The organism is Microvirga sp. TS319, assembly GCF_041276405.1.
Classification (GTDB): domain Bacteria; phylum Pseudomonadota; class Alphaproteobacteria; order Rhizobiales; family Beijerinckiaceae; genus Microvirga.
The window spans coordinates 1,916,794-1,942,459 of record NZ_JBGGGT010000002.1 but is presented as its reverse complement, the minus strand read 5'-3'; the positions used below and the strand labels follow the sequence as shown (position 1 = coordinate 1,942,459).

Annotated in this window: 18 protein-coding genes; 8 read left to right on the top strand and 10 right to left on the bottom strand. The window is 63.9% G+C overall.

The window, feature by feature from the left end:
- Positions 1–24: 24 nt before the first annotated feature.
- The 4 genes from AB8841_RS18500 to AB8841_RS18485 form a co-directional block, all read right to left on the bottom strand.
- Positions 25–1,182 carry an MFS transporter gene (locus AB8841_RS18500; protein WP_370437284.1) on the bottom strand — a complete coding sequence of 386 codons (1,158 nt, stop codon included), beginning with the start codon at positions 1,180–1,182 and terminating at the stop codon, positions 25–27.
- A gap of 189 nt (positions 1,183–1,371) precedes the next feature.
- Entirely contained in the window at positions 1,372–2,220 is an 849-nt protein-coding gene (kdsA, locus tag AB8841_RS18495) for a 3-deoxy-8-phosphooctulonate synthase (RefSeq protein ID WP_370437283.1), read from the bottom strand.
- Positions 2,221–2,279: 59 nt separating this feature from the next.
- Positions 2,280–2,681, bottom strand: a complete 402-nt coding sequence (locus AB8841_RS18490) for a DUF350 domain-containing protein (protein WP_370437282.1) — start codon at positions 2,679–2,681, stop codon at positions 2,280–2,282.
- Between the two features lie 50 nt (positions 2,682–2,731).
- Entirely contained in the window at positions 2,732–3,598 is an 867-nt protein-coding gene (locus AB8841_RS18485; protein WP_370437281.1) for a VOC family protein, read from the bottom strand.
- A gap of 87 nt (positions 3,599–3,685) precedes the next feature.
- Here AB8841_RS18485 and AB8841_RS18480 point away from each other — a divergent pair, with 87 nt between their 5' ends.
- Positions 3,686–6,169, top strand: a complete 2,484-nt coding sequence (locus AB8841_RS18480) for a hypothetical protein (protein WP_370437280.1) — start codon at positions 3,686–3,688, stop codon at positions 6,167–6,169.
- A 236-nt stretch (positions 6,170–6,405) separates the two neighbouring features.
- Here AB8841_RS18480 and AB8841_RS18475 read toward each other — a convergent pair whose 3' ends face one another.
- From AB8841_RS18475 to tpiA, 3 genes are all read right to left on the bottom strand, one after another.
- Complete coding sequence (locus AB8841_RS18475) at positions 6,406–8,034, bottom strand: CTP synthase (protein WP_370437279.1); 1,629 nt, start codon at positions 8,032–8,034, stop codon at positions 6,406–6,408.
- A 107-nt stretch (positions 8,035–8,141) separates the two neighbouring features.
- Complete coding sequence (gene secG, locus AB8841_RS18470) at positions 8,142–8,558, bottom strand: preprotein translocase subunit SecG (protein ID WP_370437278.1); 417 nt, start codon at positions 8,556–8,558, stop codon at positions 8,142–8,144.
- A gap of 286 nt (positions 8,559–8,844) precedes the next feature.
- Positions 8,845–9,615, bottom strand: a complete 771-nt coding sequence (gene tpiA, locus AB8841_RS18465) for a triose-phosphate isomerase (RefSeq protein WP_370437277.1) — start codon at positions 9,613–9,615, stop codon at positions 8,845–8,847.
- A gap of 147 nt (positions 9,616–9,762) precedes the next feature.
- On the opposite strand from tpiA, the gene AB8841_RS18460 reads away from it, so the two are divergent.
- From AB8841_RS18460 to glp, 7 genes are all read left to right on the top strand, one after another.
- A complete protein-coding gene (locus AB8841_RS18460) occupies positions 9,763–11,649 on the top strand; it encodes a peptidyl-prolyl cis-trans isomerase (RefSeq protein ID WP_370437276.1) in 1,887 nt (628 codons plus the stop codon).
- A 3-nt stretch (positions 11,650–11,652) separates the two neighbouring features.
- Positions 11,653–13,173 carry an anthranilate synthase component I gene (gene trpE, locus AB8841_RS18455; RefSeq protein ID WP_370437275.1) on the top strand — a complete coding sequence of 507 codons (1,521 nt, stop codon included), beginning with the start codon at positions 11,653–11,655 and terminating at the stop codon, positions 13,171–13,173.
- A 61-nt stretch (positions 13,174–13,234) separates the two neighbouring features.
- The gene (locus AB8841_RS18450; RefSeq protein WP_370437274.1) at positions 13,235–13,852 is read left to right on the top strand and encodes an aminodeoxychorismate/anthranilate synthase component II; all 618 of its coding nucleotides are present in this window, start codon (positions 13,235–13,237) and stop codon (positions 13,850–13,852) included.
- Positions 13,853–13,921: 69 nt separating this feature from the next.
- Positions 13,922–14,935: an anthranilate phosphoribosyltransferase gene (gene trpD, locus AB8841_RS18445; protein WP_370437273.1), complete on the top strand. Its 1,014-nt coding sequence runs from the start codon at positions 13,922–13,924 to the stop codon at positions 14,933–14,935.
- A 9-nt stretch (positions 14,936–14,944) separates the two neighbouring features.
- Positions 14,945–15,745, top strand: coding sequence for an indole-3-glycerol phosphate synthase TrpC (trpC, locus tag AB8841_RS18440; protein ID WP_370437272.1), 801 nt, complete (start codon positions 14,945–14,947; stop codon positions 15,743–15,745).
- Positions 15,742–16,218 carry a cyclic pyranopterin monophosphate synthase MoaC gene (gene moaC / locus AB8841_RS18435; protein WP_370437271.1) on the top strand — a complete coding sequence of 159 codons (477 nt, stop codon included), beginning with the start codon at positions 15,742–15,744 and terminating at the stop codon, positions 16,216–16,218. Before trpC ends, moaC begins: the two co-directional genes overlap by 4 nt.
- Positions 16,215–17,471, top strand: a complete 1,257-nt coding sequence (gene glp / locus AB8841_RS18430; protein ID WP_370437270.1) for a gephyrin-like molybdotransferase Glp — start codon at positions 16,215–16,217, stop codon at positions 17,469–17,471. Before moaC ends, glp begins: the two co-directional genes overlap by 4 nt.
- 243 nt (positions 17,472–17,714) lie before the next feature.
- On the opposite strand, the gene AB8841_RS18425 is transcribed toward glp, so the two are convergent.
- The 3 genes from AB8841_RS18425 to AB8841_RS18415 form a co-directional block, all read right to left on the bottom strand.
- The gene (locus AB8841_RS18425) at positions 17,715–18,110 is read right to left on the bottom strand and encodes a DUF4304 domain-containing protein (RefSeq protein ID WP_370439304.1); all 396 of its coding nucleotides are present in this window, start codon (positions 18,108–18,110) and stop codon (positions 17,715–17,717) included.
- Between the two features lie 447 nt (positions 18,111–18,557).
- Entirely contained in the window at positions 18,558–21,233 is a 2,676-nt protein-coding gene (locus AB8841_RS18420; protein WP_370437269.1) for a hypothetical protein, read from the bottom strand.
- Between the two features lie 117 nt (positions 21,234–21,350).
- The gene (locus AB8841_RS18415) at positions 21,351–25,661 is read right to left on the bottom strand and encodes a cadherin domain-containing protein (protein WP_370437268.1); all 4,311 of its coding nucleotides are present in this window, start codon (positions 25,659–25,661) and stop codon (positions 21,351–21,353) included.
- Between the last annotated feature and the right edge of the window lie 5 nt (positions 25,662–25,666).

Below are 25,666 nucleotides of genomic sequence, written 5' to 3'. Positions count from 1 at the left end.
GTTCCCACTTTTGCGTTCGATGCTCTAAGGAGCCGGCCGCCTCAACACCATGGAGGCTGTCAGGCCAACGCCCAGGATGACCAGAGCGGCCGTGGTGGTGGAGGCGGCGAGGCCGACATGGCGCAGGCCGAATCCCATCACCACGACCCCGAGCGCCTGCCCGCAGAAGAACGAGAAGGCATGGAGCGCGACCGCGGAAGCGCGGGCCTGGGGCGCGACCTCCGTGACCTGGGCCTGAAACGTGTTGTGGAGCATGTAGAAGCCGAGACCCATGAGCAGCAGGGCGGCGAAGTCGAACGTCCAGTCCCCGCCAAAGCCCAGGGCCACGAGAGCCGCCGCCGCACACAGACCTCCGCCCAGGAGAATCCGGCCGATGCCGAGATTGTTCAGCATCCAGGTCACGAGCGCGGAATAGACGAGGCCGCCGATGGCGAAGCCCCCGATGGCGAAACCCGCCTGCGCCGCGCCGCCCCCGCCCCGCTCCTCGAGCAAAGGGGCGATGTAGGGGAAGATGCCGAAGAGCGCGATGGCTTCGACGAAGACGGAGCCGAAGAGAAACAGCGCGCGCGGATTGGACAGGATGTCCCGGTAGCGCAGCACCGCCGCGCGCGGATCGAATTTGCCGCCTGCCGCGGCGCCGCGAAAGCCCACGATCGTCGCGGTCAGGGCGCAGGCCATCATGACGGTGGACAGGCCGAACACCCCGCGCCAGCCAATCCACTCGGCCAGCAATCCCGCAAGCGACGACCCTGCGAGCTGGCCGATGATGATCGCCACGAGATAGCGGCTGAGCGCCACCTGACGTTGCGCCATCTCCACCCGGTCGCCGATGAGCGCGATGGAGAGCGGCACCGCCCCTCCCGCCGCCGCGCCGGCCAGGATCCGCAAGCCGAAGAGCGTCGGGGCATTGGGCGCGAAGAACGACCCGGCTAGCGCCAAGAAGAGAAGCGACAGGGCCACCTTCATCACGCGCTCCTTGCCGAGCGCATCCCCGATCGGCCCCAGGACGGGCTGAATGAAGGCATAGGGCAGCGCGAAGGCGGCGGAGAGAAGCGCGATGGTCTGCGCCGGCGAGTTCAGGTCGCGAGCGATCACCCCGACCATGGGCTCGACCGCACGGGACGAGAAGGTGCTGGCAAAGCCGCTGACGGCCAGGATCAGGATGAGATTACGCGAGGACATGACGCTCTGAAGGAGAAGGCCGCGAGAGGAGAGCTTCGCTCCATATCACGGCTTCGCCATACGGGGAGATGCAGGAATGCAGACCTGCCCTCCCCGGACGTCATGCGCGCGTCGTCACGGTCCCGGCACCACCGCCGTCCTGCCAGTCTTCGCGGGGATGACGAGGACGGTCTGGAGCGAAAGTGTTCTTCAGGCCACCCTGCCCTTAGCCAGCGCGTCGAAGGCCTTCAGGCCGGCGAGCAGGCCCTCCAGCTCCTTCAGAGGGACCATGTTGGGCCCGTCGGAGGGCGCCTTGTCCGGGTCCTGGTGCGTCTCGATGAAGACGCCCGCCACGCCCACGGCGACCGCGGCGCGGGCCAGCACCGGCACGAACTCGCGCTGCCCGCCCGAGGTCGCGCCCTTGCCGCCGGGCTGCTGCACCGAATGGGTGGCATCGAAGATCACCGGCGCGCCGGTCTCGGCCATGATCGGCAACGAGCGCATGTCTGACACGAGGGTGTTGTAGCCGAAGGAGGCGCCGCGCTCGGTGAGCATGACGTTCGGGTTTCCGGCCGCCCTCACCTTCGCGGCGACATTCGCCATGTCCCAGGGCGCCAGGAACTGGCCCTTCTTCACGTTCACGACCCGGCCCGTCCGGGCGGCGGCGACCAGAAGATCGGTCTGCCGGCACAGGAAGGCGGGAATCTGGAGGATATCGACCACTTCGCCGACAAGAGCGCATTGCTCGTTCTCGTGCACGTCGGTGATGACCGGAAGGCCGAACCGCTCCTTCACCTCGGCGAAGATGGAAAGCGCCTTGTCGAGCCCGATGCCGCGCGCACTCGCAATCGAGGTGCGGTTCGCCTTGTCGAAGGACGACTTGTAGACGAGGCCTAAGCCGAGCTTGCCCGTGATCTCCTTGAGCGCCGCCGCCATCTCGAGCGCGTGGTCGCGGCTCTCCATGGCGCAGGGCCCGGCGATGATGCTGAGCGGCAGGTGATTGCCGAAGCGGACTGAACCGGCCTCGACGACGGCGGGAGTCTGTTGGGTATCGGTCATGATCCCGTCCCCCTACTCCGTTTCGGGCCGGACGGGAAGCGGTGATGACGATGGAGGTCTCAGAAGGTCATCGACGCCGCGTTGATGATGCCCGCCGACAGGGAGGATGCGCCGAGGAACAGGGCCGCGGCCATCTCGCCTCCGGCGATGCGCTGGGAGAGATTCGGCATCAGGATGCGCACCAGCCAGTACACGACGATCTGAACCGCCAGGGCGACCAGGCCCCAGACCAGCAGATCGACGATACCCTGCGCGTGGACGATGGCGCTGCCCAGCGGCAGGGCGAAGCCGACGAGGCTGAAGCCGAGGGCGGTCGAGGCCGAGATTACGTTCTGGCGGATCAGCGCGAACTCGTTGTGCATCGTCGCCAGGGTATAGACGCCCAGATACAGAACGACGAGCGCGACGGCGATGAGGAAGAAGACCAGGAAGTCGAATAAACCCGCCAGAGTGGACGTCACGGATAGCCCCTACGATTCATTGACACGATCGTAATGGGACCATGGTTAATTTATTGTGTTGCCTCGAACGCGATGGCGACCCCGAAGGCGGCGCTCGCCGGCACGACGAGCCTGCTGCCGACGTGCTGATAAGGCACTTCCGCGGCCTCCAGGCGCTTGGAGAGGGCTGCGAGGTTCTCCACCCGCACCGTGAAGGCCACGAAGCAGGGCTGGTGCATTTCCGCTTCGACGGACACGTAACTTTCCGCGGCGTCGTCAGGCGTCATCACGTCCAGGTGAGAATCCGCGAGACGGAACGACAGATCGTGCAGGGCCGGGCTCGTGGGAACAGCGCCTGTGAAATCCGTCAGGAACCTCTTGCAGCGATCGGGATCCGGCGCCGCCAGGGCGACCGTCGCGAGTCCTGTGGCTCCGTTCTCGTGGGCTTGAAAGGCCGGGTTCCAGAAGTTCTCCGGGAAATGCTGCTGGCAAACGAAGAAGCCTGCCTTCGGGGCTGCCTTGTCGGCCGCGAAAGCCAGGGAAAAGGCCACGACCGTCTCCGTTCCGTCGGGCCGCCTGCCCTTGCGCTCGAAATGGAAGGGCTCGAAGGCGCCGATGCCCTTTTTCGCGAAGGCCTCGGCGTCCGCCTTGGCGTCCGGGCTGTCCAGCACCAGCATGGCCAGGCCTTCGCGGTCGTTCAGATAATCCCGGACGAAGGCCCCGAAGCTGAAGCGGTCCTGCTCGTGAGGCGGGATCCGAGCCCCCTCGCCGACCGTGATCAGCTCGAGGAAGGTTCCGGGGAACTGGACGATCCGGTTCTCCGTGCCCCACGAATGCCGATTGCGGGAGCCGACCTGGAAGCCGAGACGCCGGTAGAACTCGGCGGCTTTGTCGAGATCGTGAACGGCGATGACGAGATGGTCGATCCGGCGGGTCATGAGCAACGTATCTAGAGCGCAATCGCTTGCAGGCGAGAGTGAATGATATACAGTTATCGTCATTCTCGACGAGATGTAGAGTATGCCATGACGATCTCCGTGATCAATGCCGGCCCCGAAGTCCGGATCAACACGACGACGCCCGGGACACAGACCGACCCCGACGTGACCGTGCTCGCCAACGGCGGCTGGGTCGTCACCTGGGAGAGTAACGTCGACATCTACCAACAGCGCTACGACCCGCAAGGCGCACCGGCCGGGGGTGAGAGCAGGGTCAACGTGATCACCGTTGATACTCAAAGAGTAGCCGTTGTGACGGCTCTACCCGATGGCGGCTGGGTCGTGACCTGGGAATCCCGAGCCCAGGACGGTTCGGGCTGGGGAATCTATCAGCAGCGTTTTGATGCCGAGGGGCAGCCGCAGTTTCTGGACGATGCGAACCATCCGCAGGATCGATTGATCAATACGACGGTGACAGGCGACCAGAGGGCTGCGAGCGTCACCGCGCTGCCGCTCGATCCGGACGGTTCCGGCGGCGGATGGGTCGTCACCTGGCAGGGCCCCCGGGCCGACGGCACGAATGGGGAGATCTATCAGCAACGCTATGCCCAGGATGGCACACCGACCGGTCCGGAGACACAAGTCAATACACTCGCGGTCAATTTCGATGAGGCGCCGAGCGTGACGACGCTCGCGGACGGAGGCTGGGTGGTCACTTGGGAAAATGGCGATGTCCGGCAGCAGCGATTCGACAAGAACGGGAACCCCGATGGGGACGAAGCCGTGGTTTATTCCGCCGTCGGCACCAACCGATTTGCGGCGATCCCCAGCGTCGCCGCCCTTATCGACGGCGGATGGGTCGTCACCTGGGATGTCTCGAACGGCAAGGACGGCTGGGGGCGCGGGATCTATCAGCAGCGCTATGACGCGGACGGGGATCCGGTCGGCGCAATGACCAAGGTCAATGCGACGATCGCGGGAGACCAGAGGAATTCAAGCGTCGCCGCACTTGCCGACGGGGGCTGGGTCGTCTCCTGGGAATCCGAAACACAGGACGGATCGGGCTACGGCATCTATCAGCAGCGCTTCGGGGCGGATGGTGCGCCCCTCGGCGGTGAGACATTGGTGACGATCGGAACGATTGCCGATCAGGCCCAGCCGCATGTGACGAGCCTTCCCGATGGGAGCTGGCTCGTTGCGTACCAATCGTACCACCCGACGGAGAACAGCACCCCGCCGGACGTGTACGTCCGCCGTTTCATGCCTGCGGACGGGCAGGCGCTGACCCCCGGGGACGACATGGCCACGGGAACGGATTCGAGCGAGACGCTCTCTATCGCCCAGGGTACATTCAATGCGGCCGACCGGCTCGATGGCGGCCGCGGAATCGACACCCTCGCGATGATTGCGGCGGGAGTGCTCGATCTCACGATCCCGTCCGCCCTGGCGGGCTTCGAGGTCGTTCGCGGTTCGGCGGGGAATGACACTCTTGTCGCGAATGCGGGGCGGCTGGCGGAATTCGCCGTGATCGACGGAGGCGCCGGCACGAATGTGCTTCGGCTCTCAGGCAATGCCTTCGACCTGAGCAACAAGACGTTCATGAATGTCGGCATCGAGCTGACGGATGCGGCCGGAACAGCCGTCACTCTCAACGAGAAATCCATCGCGTCCCTGTTGGATGGAGCGGCCGGTGGGGCCGACAGGGTGATCCTCATGGGAGGTGCCTTCACGGTTCGTGAACGCGGCCTGCTCTTCCGGCACGGTATCGAGACGGTGACCGACAGCAGCGGCACCTACACGAATAGCGGTCCGACCGATATCGCCCTGTCGGGAGGAACCGTTCTCGAGCTGTCGGGCACGGGCACCGCCGTGGGAACGTTGCAGGTGGAGGATCCGAACGCCTGGGATGAAATCACCTATTCCCTGCTCGATGATGCCGGCGGCCGTTTTGCCCTGAGAGGCGACGGCACCATCGTCGTGAAGAATGGCTTGCTCCTCGATTTCGAACAGCAGGGTTCCTTTCGGATCAAGGTCCGCGCCACGGATGCGGGCGGCCTGAGCCATGACAAGGAGCTGACCGTCACGATCGGCAACCGCTCGACGGAAGTAACAGGAGGCTCGTCTGCCGCCAACACGTTCGTCGGCGGCAGCGGCAAAGACCGTCTCGGGGGCGGAGGAGGAAACGACGTTCTCGTCGGCGGCGGCGGGAACGACACTCTCTCCGGAGGCGCAGGCAAGGACACTCTGACCGGCGGCAGCGGCGCCGACGTTTTCCTCTTCGAAAGCGCGCCGAACAAGCTGTATCCCGACGCGATCACCGACTTCTCGTCGCGTTACGATACGTTCCAGCTCAAGAAGGCGATCTTCAAGGCGTTGCCCATGGGGCCCCTGTCGAGCACGGCCTTCGTCCTGGGCAAGACGGCCAAGGATGCGAACGACCGCATCATCTACGACAAGTCGACTGGTAGCGTGTATTACGACGCCGACGGCACGGGCAAGATCGCCGCGATTAAGATTGCAACCCTCGCCAACAAGGCGTCGGTCTTCCATCACGACTTCATCGTGATCTAGAGCATCGGACGTGAAAAGTGGATTTGCACTTTCGGGATCGAATCCGATGCTCCCTCCTTGGAAAGAGCGCATCGTTCGGGCGAAAAACCGGGGCCACTTTTTCGCACGGTGCGGGAAAGCATCGTACGGACCCGCCTCCCCTCACGGGAGCAGCTTTGACAGGCGTGTCTTGGCTGAAACCAGTGTTCAGCCAGGACCGATTGTCCCTCAATGGGGCGGGATCCTCGTCTCGATGATCAGACGAGTCGGCTCTGCTCCACGGCCGCGTGAATGAAGCTCTTGAAGAGCGGATGCGGCTCGAAGGGGCGCGACTTCAGCTCCGGGTGGTACTGGACACCGATGAACCAGGGATGATCCTCATATTCCACAATCTCGGGCAGGACGCCGTCGGGCGACACGCCGGAGAAGCGCAGGCCCTTGGCTTCCAGCCGCTCGCGATAGGACATGTTGACCTCGTAGCGGTGGCGATGGCGCTCGGAGATCTCCGTGCCGCCGTAGATCTCGGCCACCTTGCTGCCGGGAGCAAGCTTAGCCTGGAAGGCGCCCAGCCGCATGGTGCCGCCGAGATCGCCGCCCGCCACGCGCTTTTCGAGTTCGTTGCCGCGCAGCCACTCGGTGAGAATGCCGACCACGGGCTCCGGCGTCGGGCCGAATTCGGTGGAATTGGCCTCCTTGATTCCGGCGAGCGAGCGAGCCGCCTCGATCACCGCCATCTGCATGCCGAAGCAGATGCCGAAATACGGCACCTTGCGCTCGCGGGCGAACCGGGCCGCCCGGATCTTGCCCTCCGCGCCGCGCTGGCCGAAGCCGCCCGGCACCATGATGCCGTGAATGCCTTCGAGGAACGGAGCCGGATCCTCGTTCTCGAAGATCTCGCTCTCGATCCAGTGCAGGTTCACCTTCACCTGATTGGCGATGCCGCCGTGATGCAGGGACTCGATGAGCGATTTATAGGCGTCCTTGAGGCCCGTATACTTGCCGACGACGGCGATGTTCACCTCCCCCTCGGGATTGTGAACGCGCTCGGAGATCTTCGTCCAGCGGCCCAGGTCCGGGCTCTTGGAGCTGTCCAGGCCGAAAGCGGCCAGCACTTCGCTGTCGAGCCCCGCCTCGTGATACGCGAGCGGCACGTCGTAGATGGAACGGGCGTCGCGCGCCTCGATCACCGCCGTCTCGCGCACGTTGCAGAAGAGAGCGAGCTTGCGGCGCTCGTCCTTGGGAATCTCGCGATCCGTGCGGCAGAGCAGGATGTCGGGCTGGATGCCGATGGAGCGGAGCTCCGCGACCGAGTGCTGCGTCGGCTTCGTCTTCAGCTCTCCGGCCGAAGGAATGAACGGCAGCAGGGTCAGGTGGACGTAGATCGCCTGACCGCGCTCCAGGTCGTTGCCGAGCTGGCGGATCGCCTCGAAGAACGGCAGGCCCTCGATGTCGCCGACCGTTCCGCCGATCTCCACCAGCACGAAGTCGAAGCCCTCGTTGCCGGTGAGCACGAAGTCCTTGATAGCGTTAGTGACGTGCGGAATCACCTGGATCGTGGCGCCGAGATAGTCGCCGCGCCGCTCCTTGGTGATGATGTCGAGATAGATCCGGCCCGTGGTGATGTTGTCGGCCTTGGATGCCGGAACGCCCGTGAAGCGCTCGTAATGGCCCAGATCGAGATCCGTCTCGGCGCCGTCGTCGGTCACGAAGACCTCGCCGTGCTGATAGGGACTCATCGTCCCCGGATCGACGTTGAGATATGGGTCGAGCTTGCGAAGCCTGACCTTGTAGCCGCGTGCTTGGAGAAGCGCTCCCAGGGCAGCCGAAGCCAGACCCTTGCCGAGCGAAGACACCACGCCGCCGGTGATAAATACGTACCGCGTCATGGACCCCTATCCATCAATAAGGAGCGCCGATTCGCAATGCGCGAATCCTGCCGCCCCGAAACCATCCACAAAAGAAGAGGGCCGGAGTTCCGGCCCTGCTGCTTGGCTTACTGCTGAGGCGCTGCGGGCGCCGGCGCCGGAGCATTGGGCGCAGGAGCCGGATTTGCCGGCTGCTGCTCGCCCTGGAGACGTTGCAGCTGCTCGAGCACGCTGCCTCCCTGCGGCGCCGCGGGCGCCGTCTGGCCGGCGGGAGCCGGAGCGGCCCCGTCGAGAATCGAACGCGGTCCCCGACTGGTCGTCGCCATGACGGTCAACGCAATGCTCGTCACGAAGAACAGAGCGGCGAGAATCGCGGTCGCGCGGGTCAGGGCGTTGGCCTGGCCGCGGCCGGTCATGAAACCGGACACGCCGCCGCCTCCGCCACCGCCGAGCCCCATGCCGCCGCCTTCGGAGCGCTGCAGGAGAACCACGCCGATCAGGGCGAGCACAATGACCAGGTGGATAATAATGAGAACTGTTTGCATCGTTCCAAAAACCTCAAGCGGCTGCGCTTGAAATGCGTCAGCCGCTCGCAATCCGTTCGTTGCGGCGGCCTGTAGCATAGGTGGGCGCAGGATCAAAGACCCGCAAGGGCGCTTTTGTTGTTGAAGCGCCCGGGAAAACCAAGGCCCCGACGTCTTCCCGTGCGGGCCGGGACCCATCGCCGCGACTAAGCAGAGGAGGGGCACCCCCCTCACCTCCCCTTATATCGCGAGCGGTTATGGATCCCGGGCTCCGCTTCGCGACCCCGGGATGGTGTCGGGCGTGACGTCAGCCCAGATAGGCGGCGGCAATCCCGAGGAAATCGGCCGCCACGAGGCTCGCGCCGCCCACGAGAGCGCCGTCGACGTTCTCGACCCCCATGAGCTCGGCCGCGTTCGAAGGCTTCACGGAGCCGCCGTAGAGAATCCGCACCCGGCCGTAATCCGCCTTGCCCACGAGGCGCTTGAGCTCCTCGCGGATCGCGGCGTGGACTTCGGCCACGTCGGCGGCGGTCGGGGTCAGGCCCGTGCCGATGGCCCAGACGGGTTCATAGGCCACCACGAGATTGTGACTGTTGGAATCGGCAGGGATCGAGCCGCGCAGCTGCTCGCAGACGACCGAGAGGGCCTTGCCCGCCTCGCGCTCTTCGCGGGTCTCGCCGACGCACACGATGGCTGTCAGTCCTGCCCGGTGGGCCGCGGCGGCCTTGGCGCAGACATCGGCATCCTTTTCGCGGTGGTACTGCCGGCGCTCCGAATGCCCGACGATCACGAAGGCGGCCCCGGCATCGGCCAGCATCTCGGCCGAAAGATCGCCCGTGAAGGCTCCGGATTCCTTGGCGTGGCAGTCCTGGCCGCCGATCGCGACCCGGGTCCCGACCGACATGTGGGCGAAGGCCGACACGAGCGTTGCGGGCGGGCAGACGACGAGATCGACCTTGGCCCTCAGGCCGGGTGTGTATCCGGCATGGACCTCGCCCAGGACCTTGGCCGAGGACCTCATGAGACCGTTCATCTTCCAGTTGCCCGCCACCAGCGGGCGCGGCCTATCGACGCTCATTCCAGAACTCCTGTCACGCTTGATAAGTTGGCAGTAGCAGAGCCTTAAGGCCTCTTTCAACTGGACTTGCCCTTTTCCCCGGGCCTTTGATGGGCTATCGGCCTCTTAATTAAGTTTTTTGAGAACGGGTTCACGATGCTTCGGAACATGCGCAAGGCTGGGCAGACCCTGGTCGGCAAAACCATCGCCACCGTCTTCTTCGTGGGGCTGATCATCAGCTTCGCGATCTGGGGAATCGGCGACATCTTCCGTACGAGGCCGGAATCGACGGTCGCCGAGGTGGGCAAGACGCCCATCACGGTGAACCAGGTGCGCAACGCCTACACGAACCAGCTTCAGCAACTGAGCCGGCAGTTCCGCACCGTGATCAGCCCCGAGCAGGCGCGCCTGTTCGGCCTCGACCAGCAGGTGCTCAACTCCCTCGTCACCGAAGCCGTCATGGCCGAGGAAGCCAAGCGCCTGGGCCTGTCCGTCTCGGACGAGCTCGTGGCCCGCTCCATCGTCGACAATCCCGCCTTCAAGGGACCCGACGGCCAGTTCAACCGCGCCCTGTTCGATCAGGCGCTGCGCAATGCCGGCCTCTCGGAGCCCGGATTCGTTCAGGAGCAGCGGTCCGCCATGGCCCGCGCTCAGCTTGCGGACGCGCTGGCCGGCGACGTGACCGTTCCGGCCGCCGCGAAGGAAGCCCTGCACCGTTTCGCCGCCGAGCGGCGGACCGCTGCCTATCTCGTGCTGAATGCCGGGATGGCGGGGGACATCCCGGCTCCTACCGACGAGCAGCTCAAGAGCTTCTACGAGGAGCACAAGGCCGGCTACCGCGCCCCGGAATACCGCGCCGTCAACGCCATGGCGCTCGACGCCGCCGCGATCGCCAAGCCCAATGACGTTTCGGACGCCGATGCCCGCCAGTTCTACGACCAGCAGAAGGCGAAATACGGCCAGCCGGAACGCCGCACGATCCAGCAGATCCCCTTCACGTCCATGGACGACGCGCAGGCGGCGTCCGCCAAGATCAAGGAAGGGACGGATTTCGCCGCCGTCGCCGCGGAGCGCGGGGTTTCCGCCTCCGGCCTCGACCTCGGCACCTTCTCGAAGGCCGAGATGCTCGACCCCGCGGTGGCCGATGCCGCCTTCAGCCTGCCCGAGGGCGGCGTGAGCGACCCGGTCCAGGGCCGCTTCGGTCCGGTGATCCTCCGCGTGACCCAGATCCAGCCCGAATCCGTCCGTCCCTTCGAGGAGGTCGCGGCTGAAATCCGCGGAGAGATCGCCCGCGAGCGCGCCCAGGACCAGATCGAGCGGATCCATGACGAGATCGAGGATCTGCGCGCCGGCGCCAAGCCGCTCGCCGACATCGCCAAGGAAAAGGGCCTGACCCTCGTCCAGGTGCCCGCCATGGACGCGCAGGGCCTCGACAAGGCCGGGAACCCGGTGAACGCGCCTGACCGCGACGCCCTCGCCAAGGCGGCCTTCGCGTCGGATATCGGCGTCGACAACGAGCCCCTGCGCGTCGCCTCCGGCTATGTCTGGTACGACGTGACGGGAATTGACCCGTCCCGCGAGAAGACCCTCGACGAGGTGCGCGATCAGGTCGCCGCGCAATGGCGCGAGGACCAGGTGAGCCAGCGCCTGGCCGAGAAGGCCACTCAGCTCACCGAGCGTCTCGACAAGGGTGAGGCCATCGAGACCGTGGCCCAGGACGTGGGCGCGGACGCGAAGACCGCGACCGATCTCGCCCGTAACGCCGCGAAGGACGATCTCTCGGCCGATGCCGTGAACCGCATCTTCGCGACCCCCGTCGGCAAGGCCGGCAACGCGGCGAACGGGGCCGATTCACGCGTCGTCTACAAGGTCACGGCAGCCACCGTGCCGCCCATGATCACCACGACCCAGGAAGCGCAGAATGTCGAAACCCAGCTGCGCAACGGCATGAGCGACGACCTGATCAACCAGTACATCGCCCAGGCCCGCCAGGATCTCGGCGTCACCGTCAACCAGCGCGCCCTGCAGCAGGCGACCGGAAGCGGCGAATTCTGAGCCATGAGCATCGCGCCCGATTTCGAGACGTTTGCGGAGGCCTACGGGGAGGGCGAAGCGGGCATCCTGCGCGCCACCCTCGTCGGCGACCTTCTCACTCCCGTCGCCGCCTTCATCAAGCTGCGGCACCACCGGCAAGGCTCCGCCTTTCTGCTGGAATCCGTGGAGGGCGGCGCCACCCGGGGCCGCTTCTCGATGATCGGTCTCGATCCGGATCTCGTGTGGCGATGCCAGAACGGCGTCGCCGCCATCGACCGCAATGCGCTCGCCCGTGACAGGCGGTTCGTGACCGACGAGCGCCCTGCCCTGGACAGCCTGCGGGCGCTCATCAGGGAAAGCGCCCTGCCGCTTTCCGACGACCTCCCGCCCATGGCGGCGGGCCTCTTCGGCTATCTGGGCTACGACATGGTGCGCCAGATGGAGCGCCTGCCAGAAGCGAATGCGGACGTGCTCGAAGTGCCGGACGCGATCCTCATCCGTCCCACCGTGATGGTGGTGTTCGATGCGGTGAAGGACGAGATCTCGCTCATCACGCCCGTGCGCCCGCAAACCGGCATCCCGGCGAAAGCCGCCTACGAGGCGGCCCTCGCGCGGCTCGATGCGGTGACGCACGCCCTCGAACAGCCGCTTCCCATCGAGGACCGCAGCGACCCGACCGCCATCCACTTCGACCCTCCGGTCTCGAATACGACGTCGGGCGAGTTCGAGGGCATGGTCGCCCGGGCAAAGGACTATATCCGCGCGGGCGACATCTTCCAGGTGGTGCTGTCGCAGCGCTTCGAGGCGGCGTTCCCCCTCCCCGCCTTCGCGCTCTATCGTTCGCTGCGCCGGGTCAATCCGGCCCCGTTCCTGTGCTATCTCGACTTCGAGGATTTCCAGATCGTCTGCTCCTCGCCGGAGATCCTGGTTCGCATGCGCGACGGCAAAGTGACGATCCGGCCGATCGCCGGCACGCGCCCGCGCGGCAAGACCGCCGCCGAGGACCGCGCCCACGCGGAAAGCCTGCTCGCCGACCAGAAGGAGCGGGCCGAGCACCTCATGCTCCTCGATCTCGGCCGCAACGACGTGGGCCGGGTGGCCGAGATGGGCACCGTGCAGGTCACGGATTCCTTCTTCCTCGAATATTACAGCCAGGTGATGCACATCGTGTCGAACGTCGAGGGCCGCCTCGACCCCTCGTTCGACGCCCTCGACGCCCTCGTGGCGGGCTTTCCGGCCGGCACGGTCTCCGGCGCCCCGAAGGTGCGCGCCATGCAGATCATCGACGAGCTGGAGAAGGACAAGCGCGGCCCCTACGCCGGATGCATCGGCTATTTCGGCGCCAACGGCGAGATGGATACCTGCATCGTGCTGCGCACCGCCGTGGTGAAGGACGGGCGCATGGCCGTCCAGGCCGGGGCCGGCATCGTCTACGATTCCGATCCGGCCTCCGAACAGCAGGAATGCATCAACAAGGCCAAGGCCCTGTTCCGGGCCGCCGAAGAGGCCGTGCGCTTCGCGAGTCAGGCGAGGATCGGCCAGTGACCGCCACAGCCCCAATGCTTCCCTTGACCGGGCCCGCCGCATACGCGAACGTCGGTGCGCCATGACCCGCGTTCTCGTCATCGACAATTACGACAGCTTCACCTGGAACCTGGTGCATCTGCTCGGCCCTCTCGCGACCTCCGTCGAGGTCGTGCGCAACGATGCCATCACGACCGACGCGGTGCTGGCCTCGCGGCCGGACGCCATCGTGCTCTCCCCAGGGCCGTGCACGCCGAACGAAGCCGGCATCTGCCTCGATCTCGTGAAGCGCGCCTCTCCCGAGATCCCCACCTTCGGCGTCTGCCTCGGCCTGCAGACCATCGGCCAGGGGTTCGGCGGCACGGTGAGCCGCGCCCCCCTGCCCATGCACGGCAAGGTCTCCGAGGTGGAGCACCGGGGAGAAACGGTGTTCCGCGGCATCAACGGCCCCTTCAGGGCGACCCGCTATCACTCGCTGATCGTGGACCGGGAGACCTGCCCGGAGGCGCTGGCCGTCACGGCCGAGACGGCGGACGGCCTCGTCATGGGACTGTCGCACCGCTCGCTCCCGATCCACGGCGTGCAGTTCCACCCCGAGAGCATCCTGTCCGAGCACGGGGTGACGATCATGCGCAATTTCTTCGACCTGGCGGCAGCCTGGAACGACAAGCAGCGCCGGACCGACGCAAGCCCTGCTTGAGCCCGAAAGTCCTGCTTGAACGCGAAAGTCCTGCTCGAACCCGCCGCTTAACCCCAAGGCAATGAACCGATGGAATCCTTCAAATCCTATCTCGCTAAAGTCGCAACCGGCGCCGCTCTGACCCGGGACGAGGCGCGATGGGCGTTTGACGACCTGCTCTCCGGCGAAGTGACGCCGGCGCAAGGCGGGGCATTCCTCATGGCGCTGCGGGTTCGCGGCGAGTCCCTCGACGAGATCGTCGGCGCGGTGACCGCCATGCGCGGCCGCATGCTGCCGGTGAAGGCGCCGGACAACGCCGTCGACATCGTCGGCACGGGCGGCGACCATTCCGGCAGCTACAACATCTCGACCCTCGCGTCGATCATCGTCGCCGCCTGCGGCGTCCCGGTCGCCAAGCACGGAAACCGCGCGGCGTCGTCCAAATCCGGCACTGCGGACGTGCTGTCCTCGCTCGGGGTGAAGCTCGGACTCGACCCGAAGGGTCTGGAGCGCTGCGTGAACGAGGCCGGCCTGTGCTTCATGTTCGCCCAGACCCATCATGCCGCGATGCGCCATGTGGCGCCCGTGCGCGTGGAACTCGGCACCCGCACGATCTTCAACCTGCTCGGGCCGCTCGCGAATCCGGCCGGCGCCAGGAACCAGCTTCTCGGCGTGTTCTCGGAAGTATGGCTCGAGCCGCTCACCCAGGTTCTCAAGGAGCTCGGCTCCCGGCGCGTCTGGACGGTGCACGGCTCCGACGGCCTCGACGAGATGACCACCACCGGCCCGACCTTCGTGACCGCGCTCGAAAACGGCGCCATCCGCCGCTTCACGGTGACTCCCGACGAGGTCGGATTGCCGACGTCGAAACTGGAAGACCTGAAGGGCGGTGATCCCGAGCACAACGCGAAGGCCCTGCGCGCCGTGCTCGACGGTGCGCGCAACGCCTATCGCGACGTGGCGCTGCTCAATGCCGCCGCCGCCCTCGTGATCGCGGATGCCGCGGCGAACCTCCGGGAGGGCCTGGAGCGCGCCACGCAGGCCGTTGACAGCGGCGCCGCCAAGGGCACGCTGGAACGCCTTGTCAAAGTCTCGAATGCGTGAGGTGCTGCGATGACCGATGTTCTGAGCAGGATCGAAGCCTATAAGCGCCAGGAAATCTCGGCGGCAAAAGCCGCCGTTTCCCTGGAGGAGATGAAGCGGCTCGCGTTGGATGCCGCTCCCGCGCGAGGTTTCGCGAAGGCCATCGAGCGGCATCTTTCGGAAGGCCGCCCCGCCCTGATCGCCGAAGTGAAGAAGGCGAGCCCGTCGAAGGGGCTGATCCGCCCGGATTTCGACCCGCCGAGCCTCGCCAGGGCTTATGCGGAAGGCGGCGCGACCTGCCTTTCGGTCCTGACCGACGAGCCCTCCTTCCAGGGCAGGCCCGAATACCTGAACCAGGCCCGCGAGGCCTCGGGGCTGCCGGCGCTGCGCAAGGACTTTCTCTTCGAGCCCTATCAGGTCTACGAAGCCCGCGCCTGGGGGGCGGATTGCATTCTGGTCATCATGGCGAGCGTCTCGGACGAGGAGGCCCGCGCGCTGATCGACACCGCGCACGCGCTCGGCATGGACGTGCTCGTCGAAGTGCATGACCGGGCGGAGCTCGAACGCGCGATCCCGCTCGGCACGAAGCTGATCGGCATCAACAATCGCAATCTTCGCACCTTCGAGGTCTCGCTCGCCGTGAGCGAGGAACTGGCCCCGCTCATCCCGGAGGACCGCATCGTCGTCGGCGAGAGCGGAATCTTCACGCTTCAGGACATCGAGCGCCTCACGAGGGTGAAGATCCGTACCTTCCTCGTGGGCGAGAGCCTGATGCGTCAGGCGGACGTGGCGGCGGCCACGAAGCGCCTGCTGTTCGGAGAGGCCGCATGACGACGCTCACGCACCTCGACGCGAGCGGCGAGGCCAACATGGTGGACGTGTCCGAAAAGGACGTCACCAGCCGCACCGCGATCGCGGAAGGATGCGTGGTAATGCGGCCCGACACCCTCGCGCTGATCCGCCAGGGCGACGCCAAGAAGGGTGACGTGCTCGGGACCGCGCGGCTTGCCGGCATCATGGCCTCGAAGCGCACCCACGAACTGATCCCGCTCTGCCATCCGCTCCTCATCTCCAAGGTGAAGGTGGAATGCGCCTTGGACGATGCGCTTCCCGGCGTGCGCGTGACGGCGGAGGTGAAGGTCTCGGGTCAGACGGGCGTCGAGATGGAGGCGCTCACCGCCGTCTCGGTTGCATGCCTTACGATCTACGACATGGTCAAAGCCGCCGACAAAGGCATGCGCATCGACAACGTGCGGCTTCGCATGAAGAGCGGCGGACGCTCGGGAGTGTTCGAGGCGCCATGAGCCTGATCTCGGTCGAGGATGCCCTGTCCCGCGTGCTGGCAAGCGTCGAGCGGCCGGTTTCCATCGAGCATGTGCCGCTGTCCGCCTGCGCGGGCCGCGCATTGGCGGAGGATGTGAGCGCCCGTCGCGACCAGCCGCCCTTCCCGGCCTCCGCCATGGACGGTTACGCCGTGCGCAGCGCCGACGCGGCGCAGGTTCCCGCGCCCCTTCAGGTGATCGGCACGAGTGCCGCAGGGCGGCGCTTTTCCGGCACGCTCGCGCCGCAGCAAGCCGTGCGCATCTTCACCGGCGCGCCCCTCCCCGACGGCGCGGACACCGTCGTGATCCAGGAGGACACTGAAACGGCGGGCAACCGGGTGATTGTGAAGGAAGCCCCACGTCCGGGCCAGCATATCCGCAGAGCCGGCCTCGATTTCGCGGCGGGCGACGTGCTCCTTCAGGCAGGGCTTCGCCTCGATTCCCGCCATATCGCCCTGGCGGCCGCCATGGGACACGCCAGCCTTCCCGTGCGGCGTAAGCCCCGCGTCGCCATCCTGGCCACCGGCGACGAACTGGTGCGCGCCGGCGAGACGGCCGGTCCCGACCAGATCACCGCGTCGAGCCTGCCCGCCACGGCTCTGATGGCCGAGAAGGCGGGCGCGGAGGCCATCGATCTCGGCATCGCGCGCGACACGCTCGAATCCCTGGAAGAGCGGATCCAGGCGGCGCGCGACGCGGGCGCCGACATTCTCGTGACGCTCGGAGGCGCATCCGTGGGCGAGCACGATCTCGTCCAGAAGGCGCTGCAGCGCCAGGGAATGGAGCTCGGCTTCTGGCGCGTGGCCCTTCGCCCGGGCAAGCCTCTGATGCACGGCAAGCTCGGGGAGATGCTTCTGCTGGGACTTCCCGGCAACCCGGTTTCCACCCTCGTCTGCACGGTCCTCTTCCTCATTCCGGCCATTCGCGCCCTGCTCGGCGATGCCCAGCCGGACGCGGATCCGGCGGAAGACGCCGTTCTCGGCGCGGACCTGCCCGCCAACGGCCCGAGGCAGGACTACATGCGCGCCTCCCTGGCCGGCGAGGAATTCGAGATCGCCCTGTCCCAGGGCCCGGGACGCATGCTGCTGCCGGTGGCGACGCCGCACATGATCCAGGATTCGTCCGTGCTGAGCATCCTGGAGCGCTCGCAGGCCCTGCTCGTCCGCCCGCCCCACGCGCCGCCCGCCCAGGCGGGAGAGCCGTGCCGGGTCATCCGGCTCGAGCGGTTCTGCTGAAAGAGCCGGTAGCGTCTCCGGGCCCGTTAGGTCCAATCCGGTACGACAATGGAAGCATCATTCTCGTCATGCCCGGCCCTGAGCCGTCAGCACACGGCCAAGGCCGCAGATGGGTAAGAAGTTGGTGATGGGCGAAAGTTTACACTGGATCCGCAGTGGCTTCGGAGTTCCTGATGGCTGGTCCGGTTGCTCACAGGACCTGCACCGAAGTCTCAAAAGTCAGATGAGACTGATTTGATGCGATTATCGATAAGGCGCTTCACTGCCGTCTGGTGAGAGATCGCTCCAGATATTGCCGTCAGCGAGATAGCTCCATATTGCTTGAGCCGCTGCTTCCGTTCCTTGATCACAGACATCAAACCATAGGCCTTCCTGACCAGATGCTGGAGCTCCTATACGCTTGCGATAAAGGGGATGCCGGGTCTGAGCTGTAACTTGTGATGCTGGGATATGGCCCAGGGTGGGGTGATTGATCCCTGCCATGTGGCACTTCGCTAATTCTGCCATTAGCGCGCTACCATGTCGGTCAGACTGGAATGTGATCAATTCGACCACCCCATTGTGCTCTCGGCGCAAATTAGGGAATGCTCCACTAGAGCATCGGACGCAAAAGTGGGGACCGGTTTTGCGTGAAAAGATGCTCGAAAACGGTGACTTACAGCATCGGATGTGCGTTCGATTTCACGTCCGATGCTGTAAATCCAATTTGTTTTAGCTGGGGCAATAAGATTGCCTTCAAAGCAGCAGTCATCTCAGAGCGCGAAGACATCATTGTCCTCTTGTCGGAACAGCAGTCAGTTTGTGAGTAGTATCAGCCGGGCATACACGTCTTTATGACGCGACGTTCCGAAGGCGTGGATGGCCGCACCGAGTCCGGCCATGACGGCGAGGGCCTTGGCAGCCCACGGACGATCCCTTCGGGCCGCATGAACGATGCTCACGATCAAAATGGTAAAGCGCCGGACGTGAGTTCGATGTCACGTCCGACGCTATAGAGCTGTGTTTCACCTATTGCGGCGTCGGCTCTTTTCCCTGTGCGCACCGCGTTCGACGGTGAACCGGGGCCGCTTCGCCGGAAAAGGGCTTTTAGATCACGAAGAAGTCCTTTTCCGTGATGTTGAGGTTCTTGCCGACCGTGGCGAATGCGACCGCCTTGGCGGAGCCGGAGCCGTCCTTGTCGTAGTAGAGAACACCCTTCTTGCTGTCGTAGATGATGTAATCGTTACGATCCAGGGCATGGTCCCCCTTGACGAAGAAGTCCTTCTTCAGCTTGCCGGGCTTCGCCATGGTCCCGCTGCCGAGTTTGGAGAAGATCTTGTTCTCGAGCCAGAACGAGTCGTTGGGAGCCGAGAAGTCCACGATCTTGTCGATATTGCTCGTGGTCGGCTTGGTGTTGAAGATGAAGATATCCTTGCCGGCTCCGCCCTTCAGGATGTCATTGCCCGCGCCGCCGTTGAGCTTGTCGTTGCCGGCGCCGCCATAGAGCGTGTCCTTGCCCGTGCCGCCGACGAAATAGTCGTTGGCGCCGGAACCGTTCGTTCTCTCGGCAGCCCAATTCGCCACGTTGATGGTGACATCCTGCAGGAACGAGAGGTTGTTGGTCGGGTCGTTGTCCCCGTCGGCGACCGTAACCTTGAGCTTGAGCTTATGGCTCCGCGCCTGCTCGTAATCCAGGAGGTAGCCGTTGGCGACCTCGATGGACTTGCCGTCGGCGCCGATCTTGAACCGGCCGTCGGTACCCGCGAGCGTGCCGTTGGCAAGCACGATCTGGTACGAGAAGGCGTTGTCATGGGCATCCTTCGGCGTGAGATCGCCGACCTTGGCGCCCACGGCCGCCAGTTCGCGCGGCGCCACGACGTTGGCGAGGCCCACCTTGCTGGCCACCGAGTGGACCTCGACATGCTGGATCGGCTGCACGCGGCCCAAGGCCCCGTCATCGACCGTGATCTCGAAATCGGTCACCCGTACCGTGCCGGGGGCGGTTTCCGCCGGTACCGGGGCCGAGTCGAACTTGATCACGTCCATCATCACTTCGAGGGCGGCAGCCAGACCGGTGAAGGTGTAGACCCAGTAATGCTTGCCGTTGTTGTCTGTGACGTCGGCCTTCGTCCATTGGATCCCCTCAGGGACCACGAGGTCGCCGTGATCCTTGAGGAACTTCACCTTCAGCGTCAGGGCATCATGCTCGTCGTCGAAAAGGTTGAGTCCCGTCAGCGGACGCACATCCGGCCCGGTATCGACGATCCTGGTCACGCCGGTGCCATCCGAAACGCTCACGTCCGGCGCGTGGTTGCCGAGGATTTCGGTCTCCACGACGATCTGGTTGTTGGTGACCGCATTGTTGGTGTCCGGATCGCCGTCGTCCAGGGTGATCAGGAAGTCGGTGGGCACCGGCGTGTCGGAAGCCATCGCCCGGTTGAACGGGTTGAACTTCACGTTGTCGAGAATGGCCTCGAGGGCCTCCTTCGTGCCGGTGAAGGTGTAGATGATGCGCCCGGCCTGGATCTCGACCTGCGCGTTGCCGATCCCTTCGAGAACGCCTTCGAGCTTGTTGAACTCGATCTTGAGGGTGAGCGTGCCGTTTCCGGTGATCGCGAGACCGCCGAAGGCAGACACGCTCGGACCCGAATCCGTGCCGTGGAAGGTGGTGTCCCCTACCACGTCAAGACCGAGCGTCTGGCCGGTCGGCGGCTGGGCAACGTTCTTGATGGTGATCACCACGTCACCGGTCGCGGTCGCGTTGGCGCCGCCCGTGCCGTCGTTGGCCACCACCACGTAGGTCAGCGGCGTGTCATCCTGCACGTCCGCCACCTCGGCGTTGGTCTTGATCAGGTTGCCGACGATCTTGAACTTGCCGTCGGCGCTGATCAGCCCGTTCGAGCCGGCGAGCGCGTTCTGGAAGGTGTAGCCGATGGTCTGGTCGTCAGCGTCCTTGAGCGCCAGCGTCGCCACGAGCTGATCGTCAGCCGTGCCCTCGTTGACGTTCACGGCCGTCGCCGGGTTCGGCGGCGCCTGGTTGGCCGGCGGCTGAGCAACGTTCTTGATGGTGATCACCACGTCACCGGTCGCGGTCGCGTTGGCGCCGCCCGTGCCGTCGTTGGCCACCACCACGTAGGTCAGCGGCGTGTCATCCTGCACGTCCGCCACCTCGGCGTTGGTCTTGATCAGGTTGCCGACGATCTTGAACTTGCCGTCGGCGCTGATCAGCCCGTTCGAGCCGGCGAGCGCGTTCTGGAAGGTGTAGCCGATGGTCTGGTCGTCAGCGTCCTTGAGCGCCAGCGTCGCCACGAGCTGATCGTCAGCCGTGCCCTCGTTGACGTTCACGGCCGTCGCCGGGTTCGGCGGCGCCTGGTTGGCCGGCGTTTCGTTAGCGATATCGTTCAGCCGGACACCGACGGCCAGCTGTTGATAGACAGTTCCCGTGTCGTTCGTATCGGTCGAATCGCGGAATTGGAATGTAATGCCCGGAAATTCGCCCGCGTAGTCAGGATCTTCGAAGTCGAAGTTATTTACACCTTGAGGGGAGACGCCAACGAGATACCAGCGGTCATTCTCCTGAATGACGGTAAAGCGTCCGAGATAATCCTCAACGATCGAAACGCGATAGCTTCCCGATGGCGGCAACGCGTCGAAACCTTGGATTTCAGCGATTTTTGTTTGGTTTGGGATGTTTTCATCGATGAGAGCGGTCGTACCAGCATCGATAATTGAATTATGGTACGGGCTGTTAGCCACAGCGACGAGAACGAGATTGATGCCCATGACGAATTCCTTTCGGATCTGATTCTTGAATGCCCCCGCACTTGGCTCAGGCATATGATACGATGTTATATATCATATGAAAGCGAACCGTAAAGCCCGCCCTCGACACATCGTGCGCTAGATGAGATGGAAGTACTCGTTTGTGAGAGCCGGCTTGGTCGTGCTGATGATCGTGGCGATCAGGTTGGCCGCCACTCCTACCCCGAAACCATCCCGGTCGTACCAGATCTCCCCTGTCGCCTGATTGTAGACGATGCGGTGGTTCGCCTGCGCCGTTGCGAGCGTCCCTGCATGGAAGACGCTGGCCTTCAAGATGCCACTATCCACGTCAGCCGCCGTGATCCCTGTGAAACGGCTCTGGGCCAATTCAATGCGGTCACCATTCACGGCCGGATTTCCTGGATCCTTCAGGTCGAACTGGACAATCTTGTCCGTGTTCAGATTCGTGATAGCCGCATCAAATCGGAATGCATCGTCACCTGCGCCTCCGTTCAGGCGGTCGGATCCACCGCCTCCACTCAGGGTGTCGTTACCGATACTGCCGTTCAGCGTGTCGTCGCCGGCTCCTCCCCTGAGATAATCGTCGATGCCGATCCCCGGGATACTGGTCGACAGCCCGTTCACCGTCTCCTTCTGCAGATTCAAAATCGTAAGCGTCTTCGTAAACCGCACGGTGTTGGTACCGTCGGAAACATCGACCACGACATCGAAAGTGGGGGCGAGTTCGCTGTCGATCTTCGTCTGGTTCTTGACAAGCAGCGTGCCATTGCTGCCCAACTCGACGCGCCCTCCCGCATCGTCGACCAGGGTCCAGGTCAGCGCATCCGTGTCTGTTGCAATGAACCGGCCGATGATGTTGCCTCGCGCCAAATTCTCGCGAACGGTGTTGTCCGTGAAGGCAATGTTCGCCGGCGGTGGGTTTTCGTCCGCACCAATGACACGAACAACGTAATCGACGACCGGGCTCACCAGGTTCCCGTCATAGGCCTCGACCTTCAGAGTATGATTGCCTGCGTCGGTAACCGTCGCATCGCGGTTCAGTTCGATCAGGCCCGAATTGGCGTTGATCTTGAACAGACCATCCGCACTGATCAAGCCGTCCGACCCGTCCTGAGCATCGCTGAATCGGAACTTGTTGACCTGGAATTCGGGATGGACGGTATCCGGATCCTGCGCCGTCGCGGTCGTGACATCGTCGCCAGCCCTGCCGTTGACGCGGACGACATTCGCCGGGCCGAACGAAACGCCGGTCGGCGCCTCGTTCACGTCGTTGAGATAGACCTGGATCGTCTTCTGACCGGATACCTGACCGTTCGTGTTCCCGACCTCCCTGGCCTGGACCACCACCTCGAAATATTTCCGCTCCTGCGCGGTGCCGGGGAACTCGGTGAGAAGACCGATATTGGTCGCCTCGTAGTTAGCGCCACCCCGGAACGAGATGACACCGGTCAGTTGATTGATCGAGAACAGGCCACCTGGATTGGTGGCGATCTCATACTCCACATGGGAGCCGCCGACATTGTCGTCGCCCGAAAACACGGTGGCGACCGTATCGACCGCACCACTGTTCTCGGTCAGCGGAGCGACGAAATCGTTGACGACGGCCGGAGTTCCGGGAGGCGAGTTCACATTCGACGGATTGACCGTGACATCCATGACCCTCACCACGGAGAAGCCATTGCCTCCGTGATCCGTGATCTTCACATAGACCCTGACGTCCTGCGGTGTGGAAACATCCGGAAGACCGCCGGGGCCGACTTTGATCTGCCCTGTCAATGGATCGATGCGGAAGGCGGTGCCGGTATAGACGGTGTTGCCGGTCGCATCGGTGACCAGGGCGAAGCGGAAGTCCCTGTTCGCAGGCGTGATGTCGGGATCGAGAACCCTGTCGACGGAAGCCACGATCGAGTTGGGCGCGGCATTCTCGTTCATGACGTTGACGTTGAAGACCACTCCGGTCGGAGCCTCGTTCACGTCCGAGACGTTGATGGTCAGTTCCCGAACAGTACTGTAAAGACTGCCATCCTTGACCCGGACGTAAATCTTGTACTGGCCATTGGTGGCGGATTCGTAGTCGAGAGTTTGCCCCGGTGCCAGGGTGACGACGCCTGTGCCCTGATCGATCGCGAAGCGGCCGTTGGCACTGGCGGCGCTGCCTTGGTCGAACTCGTATGTGAAGTTCGTCGTGCCATCGGGATCGGTGGCTCCAATCCGGGCTGAGAAAGTCGTGTTTTCCTGAACTGCCGGCAGAGTCGTCGAGCCATTGCTCCACGTTGGTGCGTTCGGCGCCTCGTTGACGTTGCCGATCTGAATTTCAACAGTGCTTTGAGAGGAAGCCCCAGCCCTGTCATACGCTTCGACCCGCAGAATATAATACCGATTTCCGCCATGAGCAGCATCGGCAGGTTGAAGCCATGGATCCTCTGCTGCAGTCGCCTCGAAATTGATATTGGGATTTGGTGCCAGCTTGATCTCACCAGTGACTTGGTCGATTTTGAATTTTCCGCTCGGATCTGTTAGTCCTCCTCCTACAAAGCGGTATCTGACAGTATCCCCTTGATCGACATCCTCGGAGGACACCCTGACGACAGGGGTTTCGCCGGGAGAATTCTCCAGTAGGACACCAGGTGGGTTCGCGACTGCCGGAGTGGTCGGGGCTTCGTTCACATTGCTGACATAGACGTTCACGATCTGCGGCGCGGAGGGCTTGCCATGCTGATCCGTTGCGGTGACGGTGACTTCGTACCAGCGCAGCGCTCCGTCCCTATGGAGCAGCAGATCATCCGCCTCGTAGTTCAGTGCGGTGTTATCCGCCAGCCGGAGCTTGTTGCCGTCAAGCGTAAAATAGTTGTGAGGATTTCCGGTAATGGCAAATGTCAGAGAACCGTTGTCCGGTGCGTTCGGGTCCGTCGCGCTCAAAGTCCCGAAGTAGTTCGTACCATTGTTCTGCGTGTTCTCGGGAATCGAGGGATCCTGACCCGGTACTCTGCTCGTCAGCACGATATCCTGGGGCGCATAGTTCGATTGGGATGCCGTCACTTGAACATCGGGTGTCTCAGGAGCGCGAAGACCTCCACCGTCCACCATGGTGATGGTGAACGTCGTCGTCTCCGTTACGTTGACTCCGTCGAGCAAGCGCTCCCGAGGATCGAAAGTCAGTTGTTGGATGCTTGCCGTGACCTCGGCGAGTGTCCCGGTCACGGTGAATTCACCGCGTGACGCGTCATAGGTCCCCTTCGTTCCCGCCGCAGGGATGAGGACACCCTTGCTCCATGTATCTAGCTTGACACTGACCGTGAAACTGTCGAACCCGGGCGAGCCGACATCTGGATCCGACAAGACGAACGTTGAGAAGGGCCTTACGGGAACTGCGGTCTCGGCGGAGATGCTCTGGTTTTGACCGACGATGTGCGGAGCTTCGTTCGCGTTCAACACATCGATGTCGAACGTGAGCGGGGTATGCACGTCACCGCTGTTATCGCTCGACGCCGCATTCGCCCAGACCGTCACGGGATGGCGAACCTGGGCTTCATAGTCGAACTTGCCCGGGTTAGCGACAAACAGGAACCAGCCGAGGCTATCCTGGCCCAGCTCGACTCCTTCGTTGGCTGACGAGGGATCCAACGACCACCATAAAGTCGTTCCCTCAGGATTGGTTGCGGACAAGCGACCAATGATCTGATTTTGTTGTGGGTTTTCTGTAACCTGCTTATTATTGATCGACAGGGTGTGCGGATTCTCTCTGACATTGCTCAGACGGAACGTGAACGTCGTCTGGACAGGCCCATCTCCATCGTCCGCGGCGATGGTGACATTGATCGGCTGGCCCACCCGCGCCTCGTAGTCGAAGAACGCTGCAGTCTTGGTCCAGAGAGACCATTTGTCTGCGGCTTGGTCGTAGCGGATCTCGAAATTCTGCGCCTGCGTGCCCGTAACCGCAAAGGATGCTGGACCCGCGAGCCGGCCCGAGACGCTCAGGTCGCCCAGCTTCACATTTTGCTGATTGTTGTAGACGATCTCGTTAATGAACCCTCTGTCCTGAGTATTGGTGCCGTTCAGTCTGATGCTGCTGATCGACTGGGGGTTGAAGACACCCTCAGAGCCGGAGGCATCGCTCGTTGCAAATTCCGAGGGAACACTGGCCTGCGCCTTATCCGAAGCCGCCATGTGCGCTTGGAGGCGACCTTCATGGTCGAGCTTAGGTTCGCCGTGGCTGACCCGCACACTGTCCTCGTGATGTGATCCGGACGAGACCTTTCCCGCAATGGGAGCCTCTTCAACCCAACTGATGGAATTTGCAGCGGCATAGATATCCGCGAAGGCCGCAGAGGCGCGCTCGACCGTGGGCTGCGATGAAATATCAACCTCACCCAACTGGATGACCGGGCTGAAGTCCATCCCGTGAGTATCCAAAGCGCGCGCCTTCAAAGTCG

Coding starts and splice junctions, on each gene's coding strand:
- AB8841_RS18500 (WP_370437284.1), bottom strand. CDS start 1,182: ATGTCCTCGCGTAATCTCATCCTGATCCTGGCCGTCAGCGGCTTTGCC.
- kdsA (WP_370437283.1), bottom strand. CDS start 2,220: ATGACCGATACCCAACAGACTCCCGCCGTCGTCGAGGCCGGTTCAGTC.
- AB8841_RS18485 (WP_370437281.1), bottom strand. CDS start 3,598: ATGACCCGCCGGATCGACCATCTCGTCATCGCCGTTCACGATCTCGAC.
- AB8841_RS18480 (WP_370437280.1), top strand. CDS start 3,686: ATGACGATCTCCGTGATCAATGCCGGCCCCGAAGTCCGGATCAACACG.
- AB8841_RS18475 (WP_370437279.1), bottom strand. CDS start 8,034: ATGACGCGGTACGTATTTATCACCGGCGGCGTGGTGTCTTCGCTCGGC.
- secG (WP_370437278.1), bottom strand. CDS start 8,558: ATGCAAACAGTTCTCATTATTATCCACCTGGTCATTGTGCTCGCCCTG.
- tpiA (WP_370437277.1), bottom strand. CDS start 9,615: ATGAGCGTCGATAGGCCGCGCCCGCTGGTGGCGGGCAACTGGAAGATG.
- AB8841_RS18460 (WP_370437276.1), top strand. CDS start 9,763: ATGCGCAAGGCTGGGCAGACCCTGGTCGGCAAAACCATCGCCACCGTC.
- trpE (WP_370437275.1), top strand. CDS start 11,653: ATGAGCATCGCGCCCGATTTCGAGACGTTTGCGGAGGCCTACGGGGAG.
- AB8841_RS18450 (WP_370437274.1), top strand. CDS start 13,235: ATGACCCGCGTTCTCGTCATCGACAATTACGACAGCTTCACCTGGAAC.
- trpD (WP_370437273.1), top strand. CDS start 13,922: ATGGAATCCTTCAAATCCTATCTCGCTAAAGTCGCAACCGGCGCCGCT.
- trpC (WP_370437272.1), top strand. CDS start 14,945: ATGACCGATGTTCTGAGCAGGATCGAAGCCTATAAGCGCCAGGAAATC.
- moaC (WP_370437271.1), top strand. CDS start 15,742: ATGACGACGCTCACGCACCTCGACGCGAGCGGCGAGGCCAACATGGTG.
- glp (WP_370437270.1), top strand. CDS start 16,215: ATGAGCCTGATCTCGGTCGAGGATGCCCTGTCCCGCGTGCTGGCAAGC.
- AB8841_RS18420 (WP_370437269.1), bottom strand. CDS start 21,233: ATGGGCATCAATCTCGTTCTCGTCGCTGTGGCTAACAGCCCGTACCAT.